Source organism: Nocardioides sp. DN36 (genome assembly GCF_055380375.1).
This window is the reverse complement of record NZ_AP043823.1, coordinates 3,316,058-3,339,475: the sequence shown is the minus strand read 5'-3', so window position 1 is coordinate 3,339,475 and position 23,418 is coordinate 3,316,058. Positions and strand designations below refer to the sequence as shown.

Below are 23,418 nucleotides of genomic sequence, written 5' to 3'. Positions count from 1 at the left end.
CGGCGCGATGACGGGGACCGCAGCGAGCACGGGGGCGACCCGGACGGGGAGTGCGGACAGCGCGGCCGGCATCGCGGCGGTCGCCCGCCGGGCGTCCGAGCTGCTGCCCGCGGCCGGCGTGATCACCGACCGGGCGCGGCTGCGGACCTACGAGTGCGACGGGCTCGCCCACTACCGCGTCACGCCGGCGCTCGTGGTGATCCCGGAGACCGCCGAGCAGCTCGCCGCGATCGTGACCGCCTGCGCCGAGCACCGGGTCCCCTTCGTGGCCCGCGGGGCCGGCACCGGCCTGTCGGGCGGTGCCCTGCCGCACGCCGACGGCGTGCTCGTGGTGACCTCGCGGATGCGCGCCATCCGGGAAGTGCGTCGCGAGGACCAGCGCGCGGTGGTCGAGCCGGGCGTCATCAACCTCGACGTCACCCGCGCAGCCACCCCGCTCGGCTACTACTACGCCCCCGACCCCTCCAGCCAGCAGATCTGCTCGGTGGGCGGCAACCTCGCGGAGAACTCCGGAGGCGCCCACTGCCTCAAGTACGGCTTCACCACCAACCACGTCGTCGCCGCCGAGCTCGTCACCCCCGACGGTGACCTCGTGCAGCTCGGCAGCGCGGCCCCCGACAGCCCAGGCTACGACCTGCTCGGCGCGGTGGTCGGCTCGGAGGGGACGCTCGGCGTCGCCACCTCGATCACGGTGCGCCTGACCCGGCTCCCCGAGGAGGTGCGCACGATCCTGGTGGGCTTCGAGTCCACCGACCAGGCCGGCGCCGCCACCTCGGCGATCATCGCCGCCGGCGTGGTCCCCGCCGCCATCGAGATGATGGACGCGCTGGCCATCGAGGCCGCCGAGGCCGCCGTCCAGTGCAACTACCCCGCCGGGGCCGGGGCGGTGCTGGTGATCGAGCTCGACGGCGCGGCCGACGACGTCGAGCAGGAGTACGCCGCGGTGGAGCGGCTCTGCGCCGAGAACGGGGCCTTCGAGCAGCGACTCGCCACCGATCCCGCCGACCGGGCCCTGATCTGGAAGGGCCGCAAGTCGGCGTTCGCGGCGGTCGGCCGGATCAGCCCGGACTACATCGTCCAGGACGGCGTCATCCCGCGCACCGCCCTGCCCGAGGTGCTGCGCGCGATCGCCGAGGTCTCGGCCTCCTCCGGTGTCCGGGTCGCCAACGTCTTCCACGCCGGCGACGGGAACCTCCACCCGCTGGTGCTCTTCGACGACGCGGTCGAGGGGGCCGGTGAGGCGGCCGAGCAGGTCAGCGGCGCGATCCTCGACCTGTGCATCGGGCACGGTGGCTCGATCACCGGCGAGCACGGCGTCGGCGTCGACAAGGCGGCGTACATGCCGAAGATGTTCACCGAGGAGGACCTCGACACCATGCAGCTGGTGCGCTGCGCGTTCGACCCGCACGGCATCTCCAACCCCGGCAAGGTCTTCCCGACCCCGCGGCTGTGCGGCGAGGTCCCCGGCCGGCACAAGGCCCCGCACCCGCTGCAGCAGGCCGGCATCGCGGAGGTCTTCTGATGGGGGAGGTCTTCTGATGACGACCACGACGGACGTGCTGCAGTCGGCGTGCGCGGAGGTGCGCGAACCGGGCCCCGAGGACGTCGTGGACGGCGTCGCCCCCGGCGTGGTCGCCCGCCCCGCCTCGACCGAGGAGGTCGCCGCGGTGATGCGCGTGGCCGCCGAGCACCGGCTGACGGTGGTTCCGAGGGGGCGCGGCACCAAGCTCACGTGGGGTCTCCCGCCGACCAGCGCCGACGTGCTGCTCGACCTCGGCGCGATGGACCGGGTGCTCGACCACGCCGCGGGCGACCTGATCGTGCAGACGCAGGCCGGCGCCACCCTCGACGCCGTGCAGTCGGTCGTGGGGGAGGCGCGCCAGCGCGTCACCATCGACGCGACCGTGCCCGGTGGCACCGTCGGCGGCACCCTCGCCACCAACACCAGCGGGCCGCGCCGCATGGTCGGCGGCACCATGCGCGACCTGCTCATCGGCCTGACCGTGGTCCGCGCCGACGGCGTCGTCGCCAAGGCGGGCGGCCGGGTCGTGAAGAACGTCGCCGGCTACGACCTCGGCAAGCTCGTGGTCGGCTCGTACGGCACGCTCGCCGTCGTCACCGAGGCCCTGTTCCGGCTGCACCCCGAGCCCGAGGCCCAGCGCTGGATCAGCGTGCCCGTCACCACGCCCGCCCAGGCGCAGCGGCTGGCCCAGGAGGCGGTGCACTCGCAGGTCGTGCCCGCGGCGGTCGAGATCGGCTGGGCGCCCACCGGCAGCGGCGTGCTCACGGTGCTGCTCGAGGGGCGCGAGCACGGCGTCGAGGGTCGGGCCGCCACCGTGCGCGGGCTGCTCGGCGACGAGTCGAGCGAGACCGATCAGGCCCCCGCCGGCTGGGCGGCGTACCCCTGGGAGCACGCCGCCACCGGTGAGGAGCGCGCCACCGCGCTGAAGCTGACGTTCGTGCTCTCCGGGCTGGCGGACGTGCTGGCTGCCGCGCGCGACACCGGCGTCCCCGTCGCGGTCAGCGGCTCCGCCGGCGCCGGCGTGGTGTATGCCGCGATTCCGGCCGGTGTGCCCGTCGACGAGGTGGCGACGGCGCTGACCCGGCTGCGCGAGGTGTCCGGTCGGCACGGCGGCAGTGCCGTCGTGCTCGACGCGGCTGCGTCGGTGAAGACCGGCCTCGACTGCTGGGGCCCGGTCCCCGCGATCGACCTGATGCGTCGCGTGAAGGACCAGTTCGACCCCGACCACCGGCTCGCGCCGGGCCGATTCGTGGGAGGCATCTGATGAGCACCGAGCAGACGACCGGCGCGCTCGGCGAGACGGGCTCGATCGTCGACCTCGGGGTGCCCGCCCCGGGAGGAGCGTTCGACGAGCACCACCCCCCGGACGCCGCACTCATCGGCGACTGCGTCCACTGCGGCTTCTGCCTGCCGACCTGCCCGACCTACGTCCTGTGGGGCGAGGAGATGGACTCACCGCGCGGCCGGATCTACCTGATGAAGGAAGGCCTCGAGGGCGAGCCGATGAGCGACGCCATGGTGTCGCACTGGGACGCCTGCCTGGGCTGCATGTCCTGCGTGACCGCGTGCCCGTCGGGCGTGCAGTACGACACCCTCATCGAGCAGACCCGGGCGCAGGTCGAGCGCCACCACCAGCGGTCGGCGTCCGAGCGGGCCCTGCGTTCCCTGATCTTCGCGATCTTCCCGCACCCGCGCCGGCTGCGCCTGTTGCGCGGCCCCCTGCGCGGGCTGCAGCGCACCGGGCTGGACCGCGCCCTGCGGCGTACCGGCCTGCTCGAGCGGATGGCGCCCCACCTCGCGGCCATGGAGAGCCTCGCCCCCCGGCTCGGCAAGCCCGAGAGGCTGCCCGAGCGGATCTCGGCGACCGGGGAGCGGCGGGCCGTGGTCGGCCTGCTCACCGGCTGCGTGCAGGGCGCGTTCTTCCCCGGGGTCAACGCCGCCACCGCGCGCGTGCTGCAGGCCGAGGGCTGCGACGTCGTGGTGCCGTCCGGCCAGGGCTGCTGCGGCGCCCTCTCGGTCCACAACGGCCGGGAGGAGGAGGCGCAGCGCTACGCCCGAGGGATCGTCGACGCCTTCGAGGCGGCCGGCGTCGAACGCGTCGTCGTCAACGCCGCCGGCTGCGGCTCGACGATGAAGGACTACGCGCGCCTGCTGGCTGACGTCCCGGCGTACGCCGACCGGGCGCAGGCGTTCGCCGAGAAGGTCAAGGACGTCTCCGAGGTCCTCGACGAGCTCGGCCCGGTCGCCACGCGGCACCCGCTGGAGGTGACCGTGGCCTACCACGACGCGTGCCACCTCGCCCACGCCCAGGGCGTGCGCGCCCAGCCGCGCAGCCTGCTGCGCGGGATCCCGGGCCTGGAGCTGCGGGAGATCGCCGAGCCCGAGCTGTGCTGCGGCTCGGCGGGCATCTACAACATCCTCAACCCCGAGCCGGCCCGCGAGCTCGGTGACCGCAAGGCCGCGAACATCGTCGCCACCGGCGCCGAGCTCCTGGTCACCGCCAACCCCGGGTGCCTGATGCAGGTCACCTCGGCCATCGAGAGGTCGGGTCACCCCATGGGGATGGCCCACACCGTCGAGGTCCTCGACGCCTCCCTGCGCGGCGTGCCCGCCTCCAGCCTCCGTGAGGGGACCCGCCCCTCCGCCTGATCCACCCACCTTTCGGGAGTCCCGCCATGTTCCAGCAAGATCCGCGAGCCGTCGCCGACTCGCTCACCCTGAGCGCCCTGTGCGCGATGATCCCGCTCGCCGTGCTGTTCCTCCTGCTGGGCGGGCTGAAGGTGCGGGCCTGGATCTCGGGCCTGGTGTCGCTGCTGGTGGCCCTGGTGGTCGCGGTGGCGCTGTTCGGGATGCCGGCCGACCAGGCGGTCAGCGCCGCCGTCGACGGTGGCCTGTTCGGCTTCTTCCCGATCCTGTGGATCGTCATCAACGCGGTCTGGATCTACAACCTGACGGTGGCGTCCGGGCACTTCGACGTGCTGCGGCACTCCTTCGAGAAGGTGAGTCCCGACCAGCGGATCCAGGCGATCATCATCGCCTTCTGCTTCGGCGCGCTCCTCGAGGCGCTGGCCGGGTTCGGCACGCCGGTCGCGATCTCGGTGGTCATGCTGATGTCGCTGGGCTTCCGCCCCGTCAAGGCCGCCACGGTGGCGCTGGTCGCCAACACAGCACCCGTCGCCTTCGGCGCCCTGGCCATCCCGATCGTCACCCTGGCCCCCATCGCGGCCGGCGTGAGCGACGACCCGCGACTCTCCGACGCCAACGCGCTGGACACGCTCGGGTCGATGGTCGGTCGCCAGACGCCGATCCTGGCGCTGGTGGTGCCGCTGATCCTGGTCCTGATCGTCGACGGCAAGCGCGGCCTGCGCCAGACCTGGCTGCCCGCGCTGCTCGCGGGCGGGGTCTTCGCGGTCGCCCAGTTCGTGACCGCCAACTACATCTCGGTGCAGCTGACCGACATCGTCGCCTCGCTGCTCGCCGCCGGCTCCCTCGTGCTGCTGGTGCGGGTCTGGCAGCCGGCCGAGGTGCTGACCGCGGACCGGGCCGCGTCGGAGGAGGACGCCGTGCCGGCCACGCCCGCTGCGACCGGCTCCGGTCGCCGGGGCGCAACGGCCACGGCGGCGCGTGGCTCGTCCGGTCCGGGTGGCGCGGGTGCCGGGGGCACGGGTGCCGGTGGCGCGGGTGCAGCCGGTGGGACGGCCCGGCCGTCGCCCGACGACCGCACCGAGGTGCTGCGCGCCTACGCGCCGTACCTCGTCATCATCGCGATCTTCTCGATCACCAACATCCCAGCGGTCGTGGACTTCCTGGCCAAGGAGCCGTGGACCTACATCTTCGACTGGCCGGGGCTCGACATCGTCAACAGCGCCGGCGACCCGGTGCTCACCCAGTTCAAGCTCAACTGGCTGCCCGCGGCGGGCACGCTGCTGGTGATCGCCGGGCTGATCAGCATGGTGATCCTGAAGATCGACCCGACCCGGGGCCTGCGCACCTACCTGGCGACGTACGTCGAGCTGCGCTCCGCGATCATCACCGTGATGGCGGTGCTGGCCCTGGCCTACGTCATGAACCTCTCCGGCCAGACCGCCTCGCTCGGTGTCTGGCTGGCCGGCACCGGCGCGCTCTTCGCGATCATCTCCCCGGTGCTCGGCTGGATCGGCGTGGCCGTCACCGGCTCGGACACCTCGTCGAACTCGCTCTTCGGGGCGCTCCAGGTCCAGGCCGCCGCCAAGGCGGGCCTCGACCCGGTGCTGATGGCGGCCGCCAACTCCTCGGGTGGCGTGCTCGGCAAGATGGTCAGCCCGCAGAACCTCGCCATCGCCGCGGCGGCCGTCGGCATGTCCGGGCGTGAGGGGGAGATCTTCCGCAAGGTGATCGGCTGGAGCCTGCTCATGCTGCTGCTGATGTGCGTCATCGTCGGCCTGCAGGCGACGCCGGTGCTGGACTGGATGGTGCCCTAGGCTCGGCCTTCCGAGCCAGGGAGAGGGAGGGCATGGCGGAGGAGGGCCGGACCGCGTCGGTGCAGTCGGTCGACCGCGCCCTCGACCTCCTCGAGACCATGGCCGAGCAGGGTCGTCCGATGGGCGTGGCCGACCTCGTGGAGCTGACCGGGCTGCCGCAGGGGACCGTGCACCGGCTGCTGCAGAGCCTGCAGCAGCGCGGGTACGCCCGCCGGGACGCCTCCCGCAAGTACTCCCTCGGCACGTCGGCCGTGCGGTTGGCCGACGCCGCGCAGCGGTCGCTGGCGCGCAGTGCCCGGCCCCACCTCGCCGAGCTCGTGACCGCCTCGGGGGAGACCGCCAACCTCGCGGTGCTGGAGGGGGACGACGTCGTGTACGTCGCCCAGGTGCCCTCGCCGCACACGCTGCGGATGTTCGCGGAGGTCGGCCGGCACGTGCCGCCGCACTCCACCGCGGTCGGCAAGGTGCTGCTCGCCGGCATGCCGCGCGATCGCGCGGTCGCCGTGCTCCGGCGTACCGGCCTCCCGGCGCGCACGCGCGAGACGATCACCGACCTCGACGACTTCCTCACCGAGCTCGACCTGGTGGCGGTGCAGGGCTGGGCCGCCGACGAGGAGGAGCAGGAGCTGGGTGTGCGTTGCCTGGCCGTCCCGGTCGACGCGCCCGGCGCGACCGTCGCCGCCCTGTCGCTCTCGGGTCCGGCGGACCGGTTCGCCGGCGCCCGCACCCCGGGCCTGGTCGAGCTGATGCAGCAGGTGGCCCGCACCTTCGCCGACGGTTAGCAGTCGAGTCGGCGCAAGCTCGTCGTGGAATGAGCTCGAGTCGGCGCAAGCTCGTCGTGGAATGAGCTCGAGTCGGCGCAAGTGCAACGAGCTTGCGCCGACTCGACGTCTCGTCAGGGGCGGGCGGGGGCGATCCGGCCGGTGACCTCGCCGAGCGCGATCCGGCCACCGCCGGTGCCGGGGGCGGTGTAGCGCAGGGTGACTTCGTCGCCGTCCTCGAGGAAGGTGCGCCCACCGTCCCAGTGGTCGGTGCCGAACGGCTCCTTCCCGCCCCAGCTGAGCTCGAGGAACGAGCCGCGCTGGCCGGGCTCCGCACCGCTGATCGTGCCGGAGCCGTAGAGGTCACCGGTGCGCAGTGACGCCCCGTTCACGGTCGTGTGCGCCAGCATCTGCGCCGGTGACCAGTACATCGTCCGGTACGGCGGCCGGCTGACCACCTCACCGTCGAGCACCACCTCGACGTCGATGTCCAGCCCGCGAGCGGTGTCGGGGGAGAGGTAGTCGAGAGGGCGCGGGTCCTGGCCCGGCAGGTCGACCCACGCGGCGTCGAGGGCCTCGAGGGGCGTGACCCAGTGCGAGATCGACGTCGCGAATGACTTGCCGAGGAACGGGCCGAGCGGCACGTACTCCCACGCCTGGATGTCGCGCGCCGACCAGTCGTTGAGGCCGACCACGCCGAAGACGTGGTCGGCGAAAGCGTCGACGGGGACCCGTTCGGCCAACGTCGTGCCGGTCCCGACCACGAACCCGAGCTCGGCCTCGATGTCGAGCCGCCGGCTCGGCCCATAGGTAGGGGCCTCCTCTGTCGGCGCCTTGCGCTGCCCGCACGGACGTACGACGGGGGTGCCGGACGCGACGACGGTGCCGCTGCGGCCGTGGTAGCCGACCGGGAGGTGCTTCCAGTTGGGCAGCAGCGGCTCCTGGTCGGGGCGGAAGATCCGGCCGACGTTCGAGGCGTGGTGCTCCGAGGCGTAGAAGTCGACGTAGTCGGCGACCGCGACCGGCAGGTGCAGGGTCACCTCGTCGAGGGGGAAGAGGTGGGGTGCCGTGCGCTCGCGGTGGACGTCGTCCCCGAGCACCTCGGTGATCCACCAGCGGGCGGTCCGCCACGCCTCGCGACCCATTGCCATGAAGGCGTTCAGGTCGGGCGTCCGCCAGGCCGCCGCCAGCACGGACGCGGGGTCGCCGATCTCCGCGACCGGAGCGAGGTCGAGCACGTGGTCGCCGATCCGGACGCCCACCCGGGGCGGTTCGCCGGGCCGGGAGAACACGCCGTACGGCAGGTTGTCGACGTCGAAGAGGGAGCCAGCGGCGCCCTCGACCCAGGTGGTGGTCATCGGTTCCCTTCGGTGGAGATCAGGCCCAGGGTGAGCAGGTCGTCGAGGGGTTCGCTGACCGAGCACGACCCGAACGAGGTGAACCAGCGGCGGGCGCCGGCGAGGTCGGCCGCGCGCGCGTCGGCAGCCAGCGCGGTGCCGTCGCGCTGCTCGAGGGTCTCGACGACCTCCGCGGTCGAGGCGCCGTCGAAGGCGCGTCGGGTCGCGAGCAGCACGTTGACGAAGCCGTGGTGCTCGAAGCCGTCGTCGCCGGTGTGACGCACGGCGTTGTGCAGCCCGGCCGTGCACTTGAACGGGGTCTCCCGGTCGAGGGCGGCATCGATCCAGCCGGCGAGGGCGTCGGCGGTGGGGAAGAGGTGGGTGTCCAGCCCCCCGGTGCGGAACTTCAGGCGCAGCTCCGCGGCCGCGACCTCGTCGGCGGCGGCCAGCCACTGGTGGGTCGGCTCGCCGGCCGGGAGCTCGACGAACACCGGCACCTCGTCGGCCAGGTCGCCGGCGGCCCGCGCGGCGTCGACTGCCGTGACCACGCGCCGAGCGTTCCCGACGAGGTCGTCGAGATCACGGAGCGCGATCTCCAGGCCGGCCAGCTCGAGGCCGAGTCGGCCGCAGAGCGCGGCGGGGCCGGCCACCTGGCCGGCGCCGCCGGTCACGACGACCGACAGCCGGGCGGGGGTGCCGCGCAGCAGGGGGACGTCGGTGTCGCGCACCACGAACGACCCGACGAGGTCAGCCCACCGCTCCGTGCGGCGTCCGACGTGCGCGGCCGCCGCATCGTGGAGCGGGGCGTCGCCGGGCGGGAAGATCGCGGCATCATCGACGAGCCCGGCCCAGGAGGCATCGAGGCGAGCGGGTTCCGTGGTCGGAGGCACGCGGCTACCCTAACGGTGAGACGCATAGCGGACGAGCATGTCCGTTTATCGGACAAATGGAGCAAACCCATGGCGCACTACCGACAGGTCGGCGAAGTCCCCCCGAAGCGGCACACCCAGTTCCGCGACCCCGAGGGCCACCTCTTCTACGAGGAGCTGATGGGGGAGGAGGGCTTCTCGAGCGACTCCTCGCTGCTCTACCACCGCGGCGTCCCCTCGGCGATCGTCGGCGCGGAGGTCTGGGAGCTGCCCGACCAGACGCGCACCCCCAACCACCCGCTCAAGCCGCGGCACCTCAAGCTCCACACCCTCTTCCCCGCGCCCGGCGAGGGCGCCGGCGCGGACGCGGTCACCGGTCGCCGGCTGGTGCTCGGCAACAACGACGTCCGGATCCAGTACGTCGTCACCGGGACCGAGCCGTCGCCGTACTACCGCAACGCGATCGGCGACGAGTGCGTGTACGTCGAGTCCGGCAGCGGCACCGTCGAGACCGTCTTCGGTGTGCTGTCCTACCGGCAGGGCGACTACGTGCTGATCCCGCGCGCCACCACGCACCGTTGGGTCCCCGGCGAAGCGAGCCGTCTCTACCCGATCGAGGCCAACAGCCACGTCGCGCCGCCCAAGCGCTACCTGTCCCGCTACGGGCAGCTGCTCGAGCATGCGCCGTACTGCGAGCGCGACCTGCACGGCCCGACCGGTCCGTTCCTGGTCGAGGCCAGTGACCAGCAGAGCGACGTCGAGGTCCTGGTCAAGCACCGCAGCAGTGCGGGCATCGTCGGCACCCGCATGACCTACGCGACCCACCCCTTCGACGTCGTCGGCTGGGACGGCTGCCTCTACCCGTACACCTTCAACATCGACGACTACATGCCGATCACCGGCAAGATCCACCAGCCGCCGCCGGTGCACCAGGTCTTCGAGGGCCACAACTTCGTGATCTGCAACTTCCTGCCGCGCAAGGTGGACTACCACCCGCTCGCCGTGCCGGTGCCCTACTACCACTCCAACGTCGACAGCGACGAGGTCATGTTCTACGTCGGTGGCGACTACGAGGCGCGGAAGGGATCGGGCATCAACGTCGGCTCCATCTCGCTGCACCCGGGCGGCCACGCGCACGGACCGCAGCCGGCGGCGATCGAGGCGTCGCTCGGGGCCGAGAGCTTCGACGAGTCGGCGGTCATGGTCGACACCTTCGCGCCCCTCGACCTCGGTGAGGCCGGGATCGCGGCGGAGGACCCGGCGTATGCCTGGACCTGGGCCGGACGCGGGCCCCAGGGGCCGGCAGACGGCGGCGACAACCCGGCGGTGTTCTCCAACTCCTGAGGAGCCTGTCCGTGGGGGACGGCAGGATCGACCCATGGAGACGTTCGTGTTCACGGCGGGGATCTGGCTCTCGGAGTCGGTCGGATCGTGGGCGTTCGTGACCCTGCCCGCCGACGTGGGCGAGGAGGTGCACCTGCGGTCCGGCCCGCCGACGGCCTTCGGATCCGTGCGCGTCGAGGTCGGGGTCGGCTCGTCCACCTGGCGCACCTCGGTCTTCCCCGACACGGTGCGCGGCTACGTGCTGCCGGTGAAGGCCGCGGTACGCCGGGTCGAGGGACTCGAGGTCGGCGACAACGTGGAGGTGTCGCTGCGCGTCCTCGGTGGGTGAGGGCCAGCCGGATCCGCGTCCGCGGGAGCGCGCGTGTGCCCCGGTCGAGGACGGGGTACGTCACCCTCGGTTGATCGACAGGGACAGGATGGGCACATGAGTCGCAAGGCGCCGAGCAAGGACATCGACGAGCGGGACCTCGAGGTGGAGGGGTCGGCCCACGCCGCAGCGGGGGTCACGGCGGTCGCCGTCAGCATGAAGCGGTCGATCGAGCAGATGGGTGCCCGGCGTACGGCGCAGACGCTGCTCAAGCTCAACCAGGTCGACGGCTTCGACTGCCAGGGCTGCGCCTGGCCCGACCCCGACCCCGAGCACCGTCACACCGCCGAGTTCTGCGAGAACGGCGCCAAGGCCGTCACCGAGGAGGCCACCCTGCGCCGGGTGGGTCCCGAGTTCTTCCGCGAGCACTCGCTGGCCGACCTCGAGGACAAGACCGACTACTGGCTGGGCCAGCAGGGCCGGATCACCGAGCCGATGGTGCTGCGCGAGGGCGGAACGCACTACGAGCCGATCTCGTGGGACGGCGCCTTCGAGCTGATCGGGCGCCACCTGAACGGTCTGGCGAGCCCCGACGAGGCGGTGTTCTACACCTCGGGCAAGACCTCCAACGAGGCCGCGTTCGCCTACCAGCTCTTCGCCCGTGCCTACGGCACCAACAACCTGCCGGACTGCTCCAACATGTGCCACGAGTCGACGTCGGTGGGCCTCGCCGAGGTCATCGGCATCGGCAAGGCGTCGGTCACCTTCGACGACGTCCACGACGCCGAGCTCATCATCATCGCCGGCCAGAACCCCGGCACCAACCACCCGCGGATGCTCACCGCGCTCGAGATCGCCAAGAAGAACGGCGCGAAGATCATCGCCATCAACCCGCTGAAGGAAGCGGGACTGGTCCGGTTCAAGAACCCCCAGAAGGTGCGCGGCGTCGCCGGCCCGGGCACCGGGATCGCCGATCTGCACCTCGCGGTGCGGATCAACGGCGACCTCGCTCTCTTCCAGGCCCTCTCCGCCCTGCTGCTCGAGGGCGGCCACCTCGACCGGGACTTCATCGACCAGCACACCTGGGGCTTCGAGGCCTGGGCCGAGCACCTGCGCAACCTCGACTGGGACCTGGTGCTGCGCTCCACCGGCCTGACCCGGGCCGAGATCGAGGAGGCCGCCGCGATGCTGGCCGCCTCGAGGAAGACGGTCATCTGCTGGGCGATGGGCATCACCCAGCACCGCAACGGGGTCGCCACCGTCAAGGAGATCTCGAACCTCGCCTTCCTGCAGGGCAACATCGGCAAGCCGGGCGCCGGCCTGTTCCCGGTGCGCGGGCACTCGAACGTCCAGGGCGACCGCACGATGGGCATCTGGGAGCGGCCCCCGGGCCACTTCCTCGACGCGCTGCGTGACGAGTTCGGCTTCGAGCCGCCCCGCGAGCACGGCTTCGACGCGGTGGCCGCGGTCAAGGCCTTCCGCGACGGGAAGGCCAGGGTCTTCTTCGGGATGGGTGGCAACTTCGTCTCCGCGATGTCCGACACCGCCGTCACGGAGGACGCCCTGCGCCGGGCCGACCTCACCGTGCACGTGTCGACCAAGCCGAACCGGTCCCACGTCGTCCACGGCCGCGAGGCGCTGATCCTCCCGGCCCTCGGCCGCAGCGAGAAGGACCTCACCGGCGGGCGACCGCAGCGAGTGACCGTCGAGGACTCGCTGTGCTCGGTCCACGCCTCCCACGGACCGCTGAAGCCGGCGTCGCCGCACCTCAAGTCCGAGGTCGACATCGTCTGCTCGATGGCGCTCGCCACCATCGGCGACCGTGCAGGCATCCCGTGGCGGGCGTTCCGCGACGACTACACCGAGATCCGGCGCCGGATCGCCAGGGTGGTGCCCGGCTGCGCGGGGTACGACGAGAAGGTCGACCAGCCCGGCGGGTTCGTCCTGCCGCACCCCCCGCGCGACACCCGCACCTTCCCCACCGAGAAGGAGAAGGCGATCTTCACCGTCAGCCCGACCGAGGTGCTGGAGGTCCCCGAGGGCCGGCTGCTGCTGCAGACCATGCGCTCGCACGACCAGTTCAACACCACGATCTACGGCCTCGACGACCGCTACCGCGGCATCAAGAACGGCCGCCGCGTCGTGTTCGTCAACCCCGACGACATCGTCACCCTGGGTCTCGAGGAGGGCCAGATGGTCGACATCGTCAGCGAGTGGGCGGACGGGACGGAGCGCCTCGCCCCGAAGTTCCGCGTCGTCTCCTACGACACCCCGCGCGGCTGCACCGGCGCCTACTATCCGGAGACGAACGCGCTGGTCCCGCTCGACTCCAAGGCCGAGGGCAGCAACCAGCCGGCGTTCAAGTCCGTGGTGGTGCGGCTCGTGCCGCACGACGCGGAGCGGCCGGAGGTCGGACGGGCCGAGGTGGAGAGCGGCGACGGCGCGGACGGCGGTCGTGGCGATGAGCAGAAGCGGCACGTGGAGCCCCACCACCTGAGCTGACGCGGCGGGGGCAGACTGGGTCCATGAGCAACCCGGAGCGCGACCCCGACGAGATCACCTGCACGGCCGCGCCGGCCGGTGGGGTCGAGATCATGACCCCGCGCGACGTCCCGCTCGGCGGCCCGCGGGCGATGCAGGTGCGGCGCACCCTGCCGCAGCGCCACCGGTCGCTGATCGGTGCTTGGTGCTTCGTGGACCACTACGGACCCGACGACGTCGCGGACACCGGCGGCATGCGGGTCGCGCCGCACCCGCACACGGGGCTGCAGACCGTCAGCTGGCTGTTCACCGGGGAGATCGAGCACCGCGACAGCGCCGGCCACCACGCCATGGTGCGTCCCGGTGAGGTCAACCTGATGACCGCGGGCCGCGGGATCAGCCACTCGGAGGTCTCGACGCCCGGCACCCGCACCCTGCACGGGGCCCAGCTCTGGGTCGCGCTGCCCGACTCGGCCCGCCACACCGACTCCGGGTTCGCCCACCACGCGCCCGCGCCGGTCACCGGACCCGGCTGGGAGGCGCGGGTGTTCCTCGGGAGCCTGCTCGGGGACAGGTCGCCGGTGCCGACGTACACCCCCCTCCTCGGGGCCGAGCTCCTCCTCGAGCCCGGCACCACGCTCGCGCTCGACGTCGACCCGTCGTTCGAGCACGGCGTCCTCGTCGACACCGGCGTGGTCTCGGTGGCCGGCACAGAGACCAAGCAGCACGACCTCGCCCACGTGCCGCCCGGCACGGACCGGCTCGAGCTCGTGGCGTACGACGCTCCCGTGCGGCTGCTGCTCCTCGGCGGCCCGCCGTTCGGGGAGTCGATCGTGATGTGGTGGAACTTCGTGGGCCGCACCCACGAGGAGATCGCGGCGTTCCGGGCCGAGTGGCAGGAGCAGCTCATGGTCGATGGCGCCGTGGTCGGCGACTCCCAGGACGTGGCCGACGGGCGCTTCGGCGTGGTCGTGGGCGACCACCTGCCGCCGATCCCCGCACCGGTGCTGCCCAACGCGCGGCTCAAGGAGCGCCGCTGACGGGTGGTGGCGGATGACCACGTTTCGGTGATGTGCCGGCGGCGCCTGGGCGGAACAGTGGGTCCATGACCCAGACGCCGGACATCTCTCTCGACTTCAGCGGACTCAGGGCGACCTTCGTCAACTGCACCCTCAAGCGGAGCCCGGAGCGCAGCCACACGCAGGGGCTGGTGGACGCCAGCGCCGCGATCATGCGCAAGCACGGGGTCGAGGTGGAGGAGCTGCGCCTCGTCGACCACGACGTCGCGACCGGGGTCTACCCGGACATGACCGAGCACGGCTGGGAGACCGACACCTGGCCCGACCTCTACCCGGGCATCCTGGCCAGCGACATCCTCGTGGTCGCGGGCCCGATCTGGCTTGGCGACAACTCCAGCATGACCAAGAAGCTGATCGAGCGGCTCTACTCGCTGAGCGGGGAGCTCAACGACAAGGGGCAGTACCTCTTCTACGGGCGGGTCGCCGGCTGCCTGATCACCGGCAACGAGGACGGCATCAAGCACTGTGCCCAGAACGTCCTCTACAGCCTGCAGCACATCGGCTACACGATCCCGCCGAACGCCGACGCCGGCTGGATCGGCGAGGCCGGCCCCGGGCCGTCGTACCTCGACCCCGGCAGCGGTGGCCCGGACAACGACTTCACCAACCGCAACACGACCTTCATGACCTGGAACCTGCTGCACCTGGCCCGGATGCTCCGCGAGGCCGGCGGCGTCCCCGGCTACGGCAACCAGCGCTCGGAGTGGAACGCCGGCACCCGTTTCGACTGGGAGAACCCGGAGTACCGCAGCTGAGCCCCGCCGGACGTCGTACGAACTGGCGGTCCGGTCGACCAGTCCGTACGACGTCCCGGCGGTCCCCGCGCTGTCGGCACCGGGTGACAGGATGCCGCGCATGGGACCCGTGACCGGTGAGGATGGCATCGACCGCTGCCCGTGGGCGGGCGGCCCCGGCGTCATGCGCGACTACCACGACACCGAGTGGGGCAACCGCGTCCACGGCGAGGCCGCCTACCTCGAGCGGCTGACGCTCGAGGCGTTCCAGTCCGGGCTGTCGTGGTCGACGATCCTCAACAAGCGCGAGGCCTTCCGGGAGGTCTTCGCGGGCTTCGACGCGGACACGGTCGCGGCGTACGACGACAGCGACGCCGCGCGGCTGATGGCGGACCCGCGGATCGTGCGCAACCGGCTCAAGATCGCGGCGGCGATCACCAACGCCCGGGCCACCGTGGCGCTGCGGGAGCAAGAGGGGCTGGAGGCGCTGGTGCTCTCGTTCCGTCCCGACGAGCCGCCTGCGGCGGCGACCACCGAGGACATGGTCACGACCTCGCCGGAGTCGAAGGCACTGTCGAAGGAGCTCAAGAAGCGCGGCTTCGCGTTCGTGGGGCCGACGACGATGTTCGCCCTGATGGAGGCGATCGGCGTCTTCGACCCGCACCTGCTCGGCTGCCACCGCCGGGGTGCCGTGTCGGCGTGACCTCTCAGGAGCGAGCGGCCGCGATGACGCGGGTCAGCATGCCGTGCAGCCGCTGCAGCTCCGTGACCTCGATGCCGAGGGCGTCGACGACCTGGCCGGGGATCTGCTCGGCGCGTCGGCGCAGGTCGCGGCCCTGCTCGGTCAGGCGCACGGCCAGCGCACGCTCGTCCCGGGGATCGCGCTCGCGACGCACCAGCTCGGACTCCTCGAGCCGCTTGAGCAAGGGGGAGAGGGTCGCCGGCTCGAGCTGCAGCAGCCGGCTCAGCTCCCGGACGGACAGGGGTTCGTGCTCCCAGAGAGCGAGCATCACGAGGTACTGCGGATGGGTGAGACCCATCGGCTCCAGCAGCGGCCGGTAGACCGCCACCACGCTCCGGGCGGCCACGGACAGGGCGAAGCAGACCTGTTCCTCGAGGGCCAGGGGGTTCGCGGGTCGGGCAGCGGACGTCACATTGGTGAGTCTACAAATGATTAGTACACTCACCAATAGCCCCGCGAGGGGACCCATCCAGCGTGGAGACGGCGTCGATGAGCCAGTCCGACCCCCGCCCGGCCCCGCCGCGGCGCAAGCACCTGATGGACCCGAACGCGCCGCGACCGCCTGCGCGCCAGTCCATGAGCATGACCAGCGTCCAGCGCTGGGTGATGTCGGTGCTGGCCGTGACGACCATTGGCCACTTCTCGGCCGGCCTGGTGATCGCAGCAGTCTTCCTCGACCGTGGCACCGCGTCGCAGGTCGGGCTCGACGTGATCGCCGCGGTGGTGGGTGTGCTGGGCGTGGCCGCCGGCTTCATGATCCACCAGAAGCAGCCGTTCACCCCCTGGCTGCTGGTGGGTCTGCTCCCCGCCGCGATCGGGCTCTACTTCATCCTCTGACGGAAGCAGCCCGCAACGTCATACGTCCTGGTGGCGCGGACGACCGGACCGTACGACGTCCGGCGGGACGTCATCCGATCTCGTCGGCATGACGACCAGGACGTACGACGTCCCGCGAGACGTCATCCGGCTGCGTCGCCATGACGACCGGACCGTACGACGTCCGCGAAGCGACAGGTCAGCCGAGACCAGCGGCCGCCGCTGCGAGCCGCTCGACCCGTGACCAGTCACCGGTGGCGAGCGCGTCCTTCGGGGTCAGCCAGGAGCCGCCGACACACCCCACGTTGGGGAGCGCGAGGTACGACGCCGCGGTCGCCGCGGTGATCCCGCCCGTCGGGCAGAAGCGCGCGGCCGGGACCGGCGAGGCGACCGAGGCGAGGAACGCCGCGCCCCCGGAGGCCTCGGCCGGGAAGAACTTCATCTCGGTCCAGCCGGCTTCGAGCACCGCGAGCACCTCGGAGACCGTGGCGGTGCCGGGCAGGAACGGCAGCCCGGTGTCGGCCATCCCCTGCAGCAGGGTGGGCGTCGCGCCCGGGGAGACGAGGAACTGCGCCCCGGCGTCGCGGGCCTCCTTGGCCTGGCCCGGGGTCAGCACCGTGCCGGCGCCGACCAGGATCTCGGGCACCTCGTCGGCGATGGCCCGGATCGCGTCCAGCGCCACCGGCGTGCGCAGGGTGAGCTCGATGACCGGCAGTCCGCCGGCCACGAGCGCGCGGGCGACGGGGACCGCCTGCGCGAGCTCGTCGACGACGACCACGGGCACGACCGGGACCCGGTCGAGCAGGCTGCGGGTGTTCTCAGACGCGGACAACGGAGACCTCTTCCGGGGGGACGGGGACGCCGGGGAACACGCTGGCCCCCGTGTCGGCGGATCCGACGGTGGCGCGGAACGCCGCGAACAGCTCGCGACCGGTGCCCATCCACTCCGGACCCTGGGGCGCCCGGCCGGTGACGGGACGCGCGGCCAGCTCGGCGCGGTCCACGTGCAGGTCGAGGGTCCCGGTGGTGGCGTCGACGGTGATCTCGTCACCGTCCTGCACCCGGGCGAGCGGCCCGCCGAGGGCCGCCTCGGGGGTGACGTGGATGGCGGCCGGGACCTTGCCCGACGCGCCGGACATCCGGCCGTCGGTCACGATCGCGACCTGCTGCCCGCGGTCCTGCAGCACGCCGAGCGCGGGGGTGAGCTTGTGCAGCTCGGGCATCCCGTTGGCCGCCGGGCCCTGGTAGCGGATCACGGCCACGAAGTCGCGGCCGTCGAGCTCGCCCTCGCCGAAGGCGGTCAGGAACTCGTCCTGGTGGTCGAAGACCACCGCCGGGGCGGTCACCACCCGGTGCTCGGGCTTGACCGCGGAGGTCTTGATCACCGCGCGGCCCAGCGGCCCGGAGAGCAGCTTGAGGCCGCCGTCGGGGGTGAACGGGTCGTCGGCGGGCCGGAGGACGTCGAGGTCGAGCGAGGACTTGGGGCCCTCCTCCCAGCTCAGCTCGTCACCGCGCAGCCGCGGCTCGGTCGTGTAGCGCCACAGCCCGTGCCCGGCGATGGTGCGCACGTCCTCGTGGAGGAGGCCCGCACGCAGCAGCGTGTGCACGAGGAAGGCGATGCCACCGGCGGCGTGGAAGTGGTTCACGTCCGCCTCGCCGTTCGGGTAGATCCTCGCCAGGCTCGGCACCACCGCGGACAGGTCCGACAGGTCGTCCCAGGTCAGGGTGATGCCCGCGGCGCGCGCGATCGCGACCAGGTGCAGTGTGTGGTTGGTCGAGCCGCCGCTGGCGAGCAGCGCGACGCAGGCGTTGACGATCGCCTTCTCGTCCACGATCTCGCCGATCGGGGTGTTCTCGCCGCCCTGCCGGGTGAGCTCGGTGACCCGGGCGCCGGCGGCGCGGGTCAGGGCCTCGCGGAGCGGGGTGCCGGGGTTGACGAACGACGACCCCGGCAGGTGCAGGCCGAGGACCTCCATCAGGAGCTGGTTGGAGTTGGCGGTGCCGTAGAACGTGCAGGTGCCGGCCGAGTGGTACGACGCGGCCTCGGCCTCGAGCAGCTCGTCGCGCCCGACCTTGCCCTCGGCGTACAGCTGGCGGACCTTGGCCTTCTCGCCGTTCGGCAGGCCCGAGGTCATCGGGCCTGCCGGCACGAAGACGGTCGGCAGGTGGCCGAAGGAGAGGGCGCCGATCAGCAGGCCGGGCACGATCTTGTCGCAGACGCCGAGCATCAGCGCGCCGTCGAACATGTCGTGGGAGAGCGCGATCGCGGTCGACATCGCGATCACGTCGCGGCTGTAGAGCGAGAGCTGCATGCCGTCGCGGCCCTGGGTGATCCCGTCGCACATGGCCGGCACCCCACCCGCGAACTGCGCGATGCCGCCGGCCCGGATGACGGCCTTCTTGAGGGCGGCGGGGTAGGTCTCGAAGGGCTGGTGCGCGGAGAGCATGTCGTTGTAGGCGGACACGATCGCGACGTTCGGCTTGGTGCGCCCGCGAAGCGCCTGCTTGGCGGCGCTGTCTGCGGCGGCGAAGCCGTGCGCGAGGTTGGCGCAGGCGAGCCGGCCGCGGGCCGGCCCCTTGTCCGCGGCGGCCCGGATGCGCTCGAGGTACGCCGCGCGGCCGGGCGCGCTGCGCTCGACGATGCGTGCGGTCACCTCGGTGACGACGGGGTGGAGGGGAGTGGTCACTGGTCAGGCTCCTGCCAGGATCGGCCGTCGCGCTCGAGGAGCGTGGTGGCGGCGATGGGCCCGCTCGTGCCGGCCGGGTAGCGCAGCGGCTGGTCGGGCGACGTTGCCCAGCGGGTGAGGATCGGCTCCACCCACGTCCACGCGGCCTCGACCTCGTCGCGGCGCATGAACAGGGTGGGGTTGCCCTTGATGACGTCCATCAGGAGACGCTCGTAGGCATCGGGGAGGCGCTGCTCGAACGCCGTGGCGTAGCTGAGGTCCAGGGAGACCGGTCGCAGCCGGATCCCGCCCGGGCCGGGCTCCTTGGCGGTCAGGTGCAGGCGCATGCCCTCGTCGGGCTGCACCTGGATGTGCAGCCGGTTGGGCTCGGTGGTGCCCTCGCTGTTGGGGAACATGTGGTGCGGCGGGGCCTTGAAGACCACGATGATCTCCGAGGCACGACGGTCCATCCGCTTGCCGGTGCGCAGGTAGAACGGCACGCCCGCCCAGCGCCAGTTCTGGACCTCGGTCTTGAGGGCCACGAACGTCTCGGTGCGGGTGGCGTTGTGCCCGAGGTCGTCGGTGTACGACGGCACGGCCTCGCCCTCGACGAGCCCGGCGGTGTAGCGGCCGCGCACGGTGTCGCGGTCCACGTCGGCCGGCGTCATCGGCTTGAGCGCCTGCAGCACCTTGAGCTTCTCGTCGCGGACGGTCTCGCGGCCGATGTGGGTCGGCGGCTCCATCGCGACCAGGCAGAGCAGCTGCAGCAGGTGGTTCTGCACCATGTCGCGCATCGCACCTGCGTGGTCGTAGTAGCCGCCGCGGTCGCCGACGCCGAGCGACTCGGCCACGGTGATCTGCACGTGGTCGACCCAGCGGGAGTTCCACAGGGGCTCGAGGAAGGCGTTGGCGAAGCGCGTCACCAGGAGGTTCTGGACGCTCTCCTTGCCGAGGTAGTGGTCGATGCGGAAGATCTGCGACTCGTCGAAGACCCGGCCGACCGCGTCGTTGACGGCCTGCGCGGAGGCGAGGTCGTGCCCGATCGGCTTCTCGAGGACGACCCGGGCGCGCTCGTCAACCACGCCGATCTCGTCGAGGCGCTGGCTGATGTCGCCGAACAGCGCGGGGGCGACGGCGAGGTAGAAGACGCGGACGGCCTGCTCCGCGTTCGGCCGGTCCTTGAGCAGGGCGTGGAAGCGGTGCCAGTCGTCGGGCCGCTGCGCGTCCAGCATCAGGTGGTGCAGGCGGCCGACGAAGCGGTCGACGACCGTCTCGTCGAGGTCGGCGGGAGCGACGTACGTCGTGAGCGCGGAGCGGACCTCCTCGCGCCAGCCGGCGTCGTCGAGCTCGGAGCGGGAGACACCGAGGATGCGCGTGTCGTCGGGCAGCTGGCCCTCGAGGTCGCGGTGGTAGAGCGCCGGCAGCAGCTTGCGCAGCGCGAGGTCGCCCGTGCCGCCGAAGACGGTGAAGTCACACGAGGTCGGGACCGTGTGGGGGGAGGCGGTCTGGTCCATGCACTCCACGGTAGGGAGAAGTTTGGATCGTTACAAGCACAACTAAGGTATTTTTGAGATCAAAGTGAGGAGCGGCGTCCGAACAGGAGGCGGGACATGAGCGAGACCACGCACGGATCGGCGCACGGATCGGGCGCCCCGGCGACCGCGGGTGAGCTGCTCGAGCTGGTGCGCACCGGCCGGGCCAGCACCCGGTCCGACCTGCGTCGGCTGACCGGCCTGTCCCGGACCGCCGTCGTCAGCCGCGTCGCGGCGCTCACGTCCTCAGGACTGCTGCTGCTCGGCGAGGAGCTCGCCTCCACCGGCGGCCGCCCGCCGGGCGCGCTCGTGTTCAACCGCGACGCAGGTGTGGTGCTCGCCGTCGCCGTCGGTCGCTCGCGCAGCCAGCTCGCGGTCCTCGACCTCGAGGGCACCGAGCTGGCGGCGGACTCCCGTGACCACCGCGTGGGGATCGGCCCGGACGAGCTGATGCCCGAGATCGCCGCCCGGCTCACCCGGCTGCTCGAGGGGGTCGCCCCCGAGGTGGTCGGCATCGGGCTCAGCCTCCCGGGCACCGTCGACGTGGTCCGCGGCGTCAGCCTCGACTCCCCGGTGATGGGCGGCTGGGACGGCGTGTCCCTCGCGCCGTACCTCTCCGCGGTCGCCGACGCCCCGCTGTTCGTCGGCAACGACGGAGACGTGATGGCGCGCGCGGAGCTGCTCGCGCGACCGGGCTCGTTGCGTGACGCGCTCGTGGTCAAGGCCTCCACCGGCCTCGGGCTCGGCATCGTCGCCGACGGGCACGTCCTGTCCGGGCACCTCGGCGCCGCCGGGGAGATCGGACACACCTGGCTCGGCGCCGCGGACGGCCTCACCTGCCGCTGCGGGCGCACCGGGTGCCTGGAGGCCGTGGCCGGAGGATGGGCGCTGGTGGCACGTCTCGAGCAGTCCGGTCACCACATCGGCCACGTGCGGGACCTGGTGTCGCTCGCCCTCGACGGGGACGCCGAGGCGCGCGGGCTGCTGCGCGAGAGCGGACGGCACCTCGGCGAGCTGCTGGCTGTGGCGATCAACCTGCTGAACCCCGCCACGATCGTCATCGGCGGCGACATGGCGGCGGCGTTCGACGTGTACGCCGGCGGCGTGCGCGAGAGCGTCTACGCCCGGGCTGGCGCCCTGTCGACCCGCGACCTGCAGATCGTCCCGGCGACGCACGGTGACCGGGCCGGCATCGTGGGCTGCGCCGCGCTCGCCCTGGACCACGTGCTGGCGCCGGCCGCGGTCGACGCGCGTCTCGCGGCGCCGCCCGCCCGGGTGCCCGCAGATGCGCTGGGCTGACCCGGTCGCTGAGTAGGTTGGGCCGCATGACCCGCGTGCACGCGTTCGGTGACGACGCCCTCGGGGACCTCGACGCCGTCGGGCTGGTGGCCCGGATCCAGGACCGCAGCGTCTCCGTGGTCGAGGTCGTCGAGGCCGCGATCGCCCGGGTGGAGCGGGTCGACCCGGTGCTCGACACGCTCGCCCACCGGGCGTTCGAGCGGGCCCGCGAGGAGGCGCGCCACCCGCGCGGCGGGTTCTTCGCCGGCGTGCCCAGCGTGCTCAAGGACAACGTCGACGTGCAGGGGATGCCGACCCGTCACGGCACCGACGCCTTCGTCTCCCGGCCGCGACGGGAGGACGGGGACTTCGCGCGGATGTTCCTCGCCACCGGGCTGGTGCCGCTGGGCAAGACCCGGCTCTCCGAGTTCGGCTTCAGTCCGTCGGCCGAGCACCCGCGGCTGGGGCCGGTCCGTTGTCCGTGGGACACCGACCACACCGCGGGAGCGTCCTCGGCCGGGTCGGCCGCGCTGGTCGCCGCCGGCGCGGTCCCGCTCGCCCACGCGAATGACGGCGGCGGCTCGATCCGGATCCCGGCCTCGGTGAACGGACTGGTCGGCCTCAAGCCCACCCGGGACCGGCTCGCGCAGGACAAGCTGATGCGGGACATGCCGGTTCGCATCGTGTCCGACGGGGTCCTCACCCGCTCGGTGCGGGACACCGCCGCGTTCTACCGCGAGGCCGAGAAGGTCTACCGCGCGCTGCAGCTCCCGCCCGTCGGCAACATCACCCGCCCCGGCCGGGCGCGGCTGCGGGTCGCCGTCGTGACCAGCGGCGTCGGCGTCAGCGCGTCGCCGGAGGTCGCGGAGCTGACCCTGAAGACCGCCGGCCTGCTCGAGGAGCTCGGGCACCGGACCGAGGCGGTCCCGGCCCCGGTCGCCGCCTCGTTCCCGGACGACTTCCTGCTGTACTGGTCGCTGCTGGCGCTGGCGATCGTCCGGACCGGCCGGCGCAGGTACGGCCGCAGCTGGGACCCGACGCGGCTGGACAACCTGACGCTGGGCCTGGCGGCCCACGCCCGTCGCAACCTGCACCGGGTGCCGCTCGCGATCCGGCGGCTCAAGCGCACCCGCCGGCGCACCGAGGAGCTCTTCGACACCTATGACGTGGTGCTGACCCCGACGCTGGCCACGGAGACCCCGCGGATCGGCCACCTCGACCCGAGCCACGACTACGACACGATCATGGAGCGGCTGCTCGGCTGGGTGGCCTTCACGCCGCTGCAGAACGCGACCGGAGAGCCGGCCATCTCGCTGCCGCTGGCGACCACCGAGGCCGGCCTCCCGCAGGGGATGATGTTCGGCGCCGCCGCCGGCCGGGAGGCCACCCTCCTCGAGCTCGCCTACGAGCTGGAGGAGGCCCGTCCCTGGGCCCGCATCCAGGACTGATCGCCGAGTCGGCGCAAACTCGCCGGAAAATGAGGCCGAGTC

General features: G+C 72.5%; 20 protein-coding genes. 14 read left to right on the top strand and 6 right to left on the bottom strand.

Annotation, left to right across the window (positions count from 1 at the left end; genetic code table 11):
- Positions 1 to 7 precede the first annotated feature (7 nt).
- The 5 genes from ACZ43H_RS16890 to ACZ43H_RS16870 are packed head-to-tail and all read left to right on the top strand — an operon-like array spanning position 8 to position 6,764.
- Entirely contained in the window at positions 8 to 1,522 is a 1,515-nt protein-coding gene (locus ACZ43H_RS16890) for an FAD-linked oxidase C-terminal domain-containing protein (protein ID WP_464584806.1), read from the top strand.
- 16 nt (positions 1,523 to 1,538) lie between these two features.
- Positions 1,539 to 2,786 carry an FAD-binding oxidoreductase gene (locus ACZ43H_RS16885; RefSeq protein ID WP_464584805.1) on the top strand — a complete coding sequence of 416 codons (1,248 nt, stop codon included), beginning with the start codon at positions 1,539 to 1,541 and terminating at the stop codon, positions 2,784 to 2,786.
- Complete coding sequence (locus ACZ43H_RS16880) at positions 2,786 to 4,171, top strand: (Fe-S)-binding protein (RefSeq protein WP_464584803.1); 1,386 nt, start codon at positions 2,786 to 2,788, stop codon at positions 4,169 to 4,171. Before ACZ43H_RS16885 ends, ACZ43H_RS16880 begins: the two co-directional genes overlap by 1 nt.
- Before the next feature lie 26 nt (positions 4,172 to 4,197).
- Positions 4,198 to 5,982 carry an L-lactate permease gene (locus tag ACZ43H_RS16875; protein WP_464584801.1) on the top strand — a complete coding sequence of 595 codons (1,785 nt, stop codon included), beginning with the start codon at positions 4,198 to 4,200 and terminating at the stop codon, positions 5,980 to 5,982.
- A 32-nt stretch (positions 5,983 to 6,014) separates the two neighbouring features.
- Positions 6,015 to 6,764: an IclR family transcriptional regulator gene (locus tag ACZ43H_RS16870; protein WP_464584799.1), complete on the top strand. Its 750-nt coding sequence runs from the start codon at positions 6,015 to 6,017 to the stop codon at positions 6,762 to 6,764.
- Between the two features lie 113 nt (positions 6,765 to 6,877).
- On the opposite strand, the gene fahA is transcribed toward ACZ43H_RS16870, so the two are convergent.
- A complete protein-coding gene (gene fahA, locus ACZ43H_RS16865; protein WP_464584797.1) occupies positions 6,878 to 8,101 on the bottom strand; it encodes a fumarylacetoacetase in 1,224 nt (407 codons plus the stop codon).
- On the bottom strand, positions 8,098 to 8,970 hold the full coding sequence (locus ACZ43H_RS16860; protein WP_464584795.1) for a hypothetical protein: 873 nt from the start codon (positions 8,968 to 8,970) through the stop codon (positions 8,098 to 8,100). Before ACZ43H_RS16860 ends, fahA begins: the two co-directional genes overlap by 4 nt.
- Before the next feature lie 69 nt (positions 8,971 to 9,039).
- Here ACZ43H_RS16860 and ACZ43H_RS16855 point away from each other — a divergent pair, with 69 nt between their 5' ends.
- From ACZ43H_RS16855 to ACZ43H_RS16830, 6 genes are all read left to right on the top strand, one after another.
- Positions 9,040 to 10,293 (top strand): homogentisate 1,2-dioxygenase domain-containing protein, encoded by a 1,254-nt coding sequence (locus tag ACZ43H_RS16855; RefSeq protein ID WP_464584793.1) that lies wholly within the window; start codon positions 9,040 to 9,042, stop codon positions 10,291 to 10,293.
- 34 nt (positions 10,294 to 10,327) lie between these two features.
- Complete coding sequence (locus tag ACZ43H_RS16850) at positions 10,328 to 10,621, top strand: DUF1905 domain-containing protein (protein WP_464584791.1); 294 nt, start codon at positions 10,328 to 10,330, stop codon at positions 10,619 to 10,621.
- Positions 10,622 to 10,717: 96 nt separating this feature from the next.
- Positions 10,718 to 13,102, top strand: a complete 2,385-nt coding sequence (locus tag ACZ43H_RS16845) for an FdhF/YdeP family oxidoreductase (protein ID WP_464584789.1) — start codon at positions 10,718 to 10,720, stop codon at positions 13,100 to 13,102.
- Between the two features lie 23 nt (positions 13,103 to 13,125).
- Positions 13,126 to 14,121, top strand: coding sequence for a pirin family protein (locus tag ACZ43H_RS16840; protein WP_464584787.1), 996 nt, complete (start codon positions 13,126 to 13,128; stop codon positions 14,119 to 14,121).
- Positions 14,122 to 14,186: 65 nt separating this feature from the next.
- On the top strand, positions 14,187 to 14,915 hold the full coding sequence (locus tag ACZ43H_RS16835) for a flavodoxin family protein (RefSeq protein ID WP_464584786.1): 729 nt from the start codon (positions 14,187 to 14,189) through the stop codon (positions 14,913 to 14,915).
- 100 nt (positions 14,916 to 15,015) lie between these two features.
- The gene (locus tag ACZ43H_RS16830) at positions 15,016 to 15,597 is read left to right on the top strand and encodes a DNA-3-methyladenine glycosylase I (RefSeq protein WP_464584785.1); all 582 of its coding nucleotides are present in this window, start codon (positions 15,016 to 15,018) and stop codon (positions 15,595 to 15,597) included.
- A gap of 4 nt (positions 15,598 to 15,601) precedes the next feature.
- On the opposite strand, the gene ACZ43H_RS16825 is transcribed toward ACZ43H_RS16830, so the two are convergent.
- A complete protein-coding gene (locus ACZ43H_RS16825) occupies positions 15,602 to 16,048 on the bottom strand; it encodes a MarR family winged helix-turn-helix transcriptional regulator (RefSeq protein ID WP_464584783.1) in 447 nt (148 codons plus the stop codon).
- Positions 16,049 to 16,125: 77 nt separating this feature from the next.
- Here ACZ43H_RS16825 and ACZ43H_RS16820 point away from each other — a divergent pair, with 77 nt between their 5' ends.
- Positions 16,126 to 16,473 (top strand): hypothetical protein, encoded by a 348-nt coding sequence (locus tag ACZ43H_RS16820; protein WP_464584781.1) that lies wholly within the window; start codon positions 16,126 to 16,128, stop codon positions 16,471 to 16,473.
- 178 nt (positions 16,474 to 16,651) lie between these two features.
- On the opposite strand, the gene eda is transcribed toward ACZ43H_RS16820, so the two are convergent.
- The 3 genes from eda to zwf are packed head-to-tail and all read right to left on the bottom strand — an operon-like array spanning position 16,652 to position 20,632.
- Positions 16,652 to 17,284 (bottom strand): bifunctional 4-hydroxy-2-oxoglutarate aldolase/2-dehydro-3-deoxy-phosphogluconate aldolase, encoded by a 633-nt coding sequence (gene eda, locus ACZ43H_RS16815; protein ID WP_464584779.1) that lies wholly within the window; start codon positions 17,282 to 17,284, stop codon positions 16,652 to 16,654.
- Positions 17,271 to 19,139, bottom strand: a complete 1,869-nt coding sequence (edd, locus tag ACZ43H_RS16810; RefSeq protein ID WP_464584777.1) for a phosphogluconate dehydratase — start codon at positions 19,137 to 19,139, stop codon at positions 17,271 to 17,273. Before edd ends, eda begins: the two co-directional genes overlap by 14 nt.
- Complete coding sequence (gene zwf, locus ACZ43H_RS16805) at positions 19,136 to 20,632, bottom strand: glucose-6-phosphate dehydrogenase (RefSeq protein WP_464584775.1); 1,497 nt, start codon at positions 20,630 to 20,632, stop codon at positions 19,136 to 19,138. The genes edd and zwf overlap by 4 nt, the downstream gene beginning before the upstream one ends.
- A 96-nt stretch (positions 20,633 to 20,728) precedes the next feature.
- On the opposite strand from zwf, the gene ACZ43H_RS16800 reads away from it, so the two are divergent.
- Together ACZ43H_RS16800 and ACZ43H_RS16795 are read left to right on the top strand one after the other, a co-directional pair.
- On the top strand, positions 20,729 to 21,949 hold the full coding sequence (locus ACZ43H_RS16800; protein WP_464584773.1) for an ROK family protein: 1,221 nt from the start codon (positions 20,729 to 20,731) through the stop codon (positions 21,947 to 21,949).
- Positions 21,950 to 21,975: 26 nt separating this feature from the next.
- On the top strand, positions 21,976 to 23,376 hold the full coding sequence (locus tag ACZ43H_RS16795) for an amidase (protein WP_464584771.1): 1,401 nt from the start codon (positions 21,976 to 21,978) through the stop codon (positions 23,374 to 23,376).
- Positions 23,377 to 23,418: the final 42 nt, after the last annotated feature.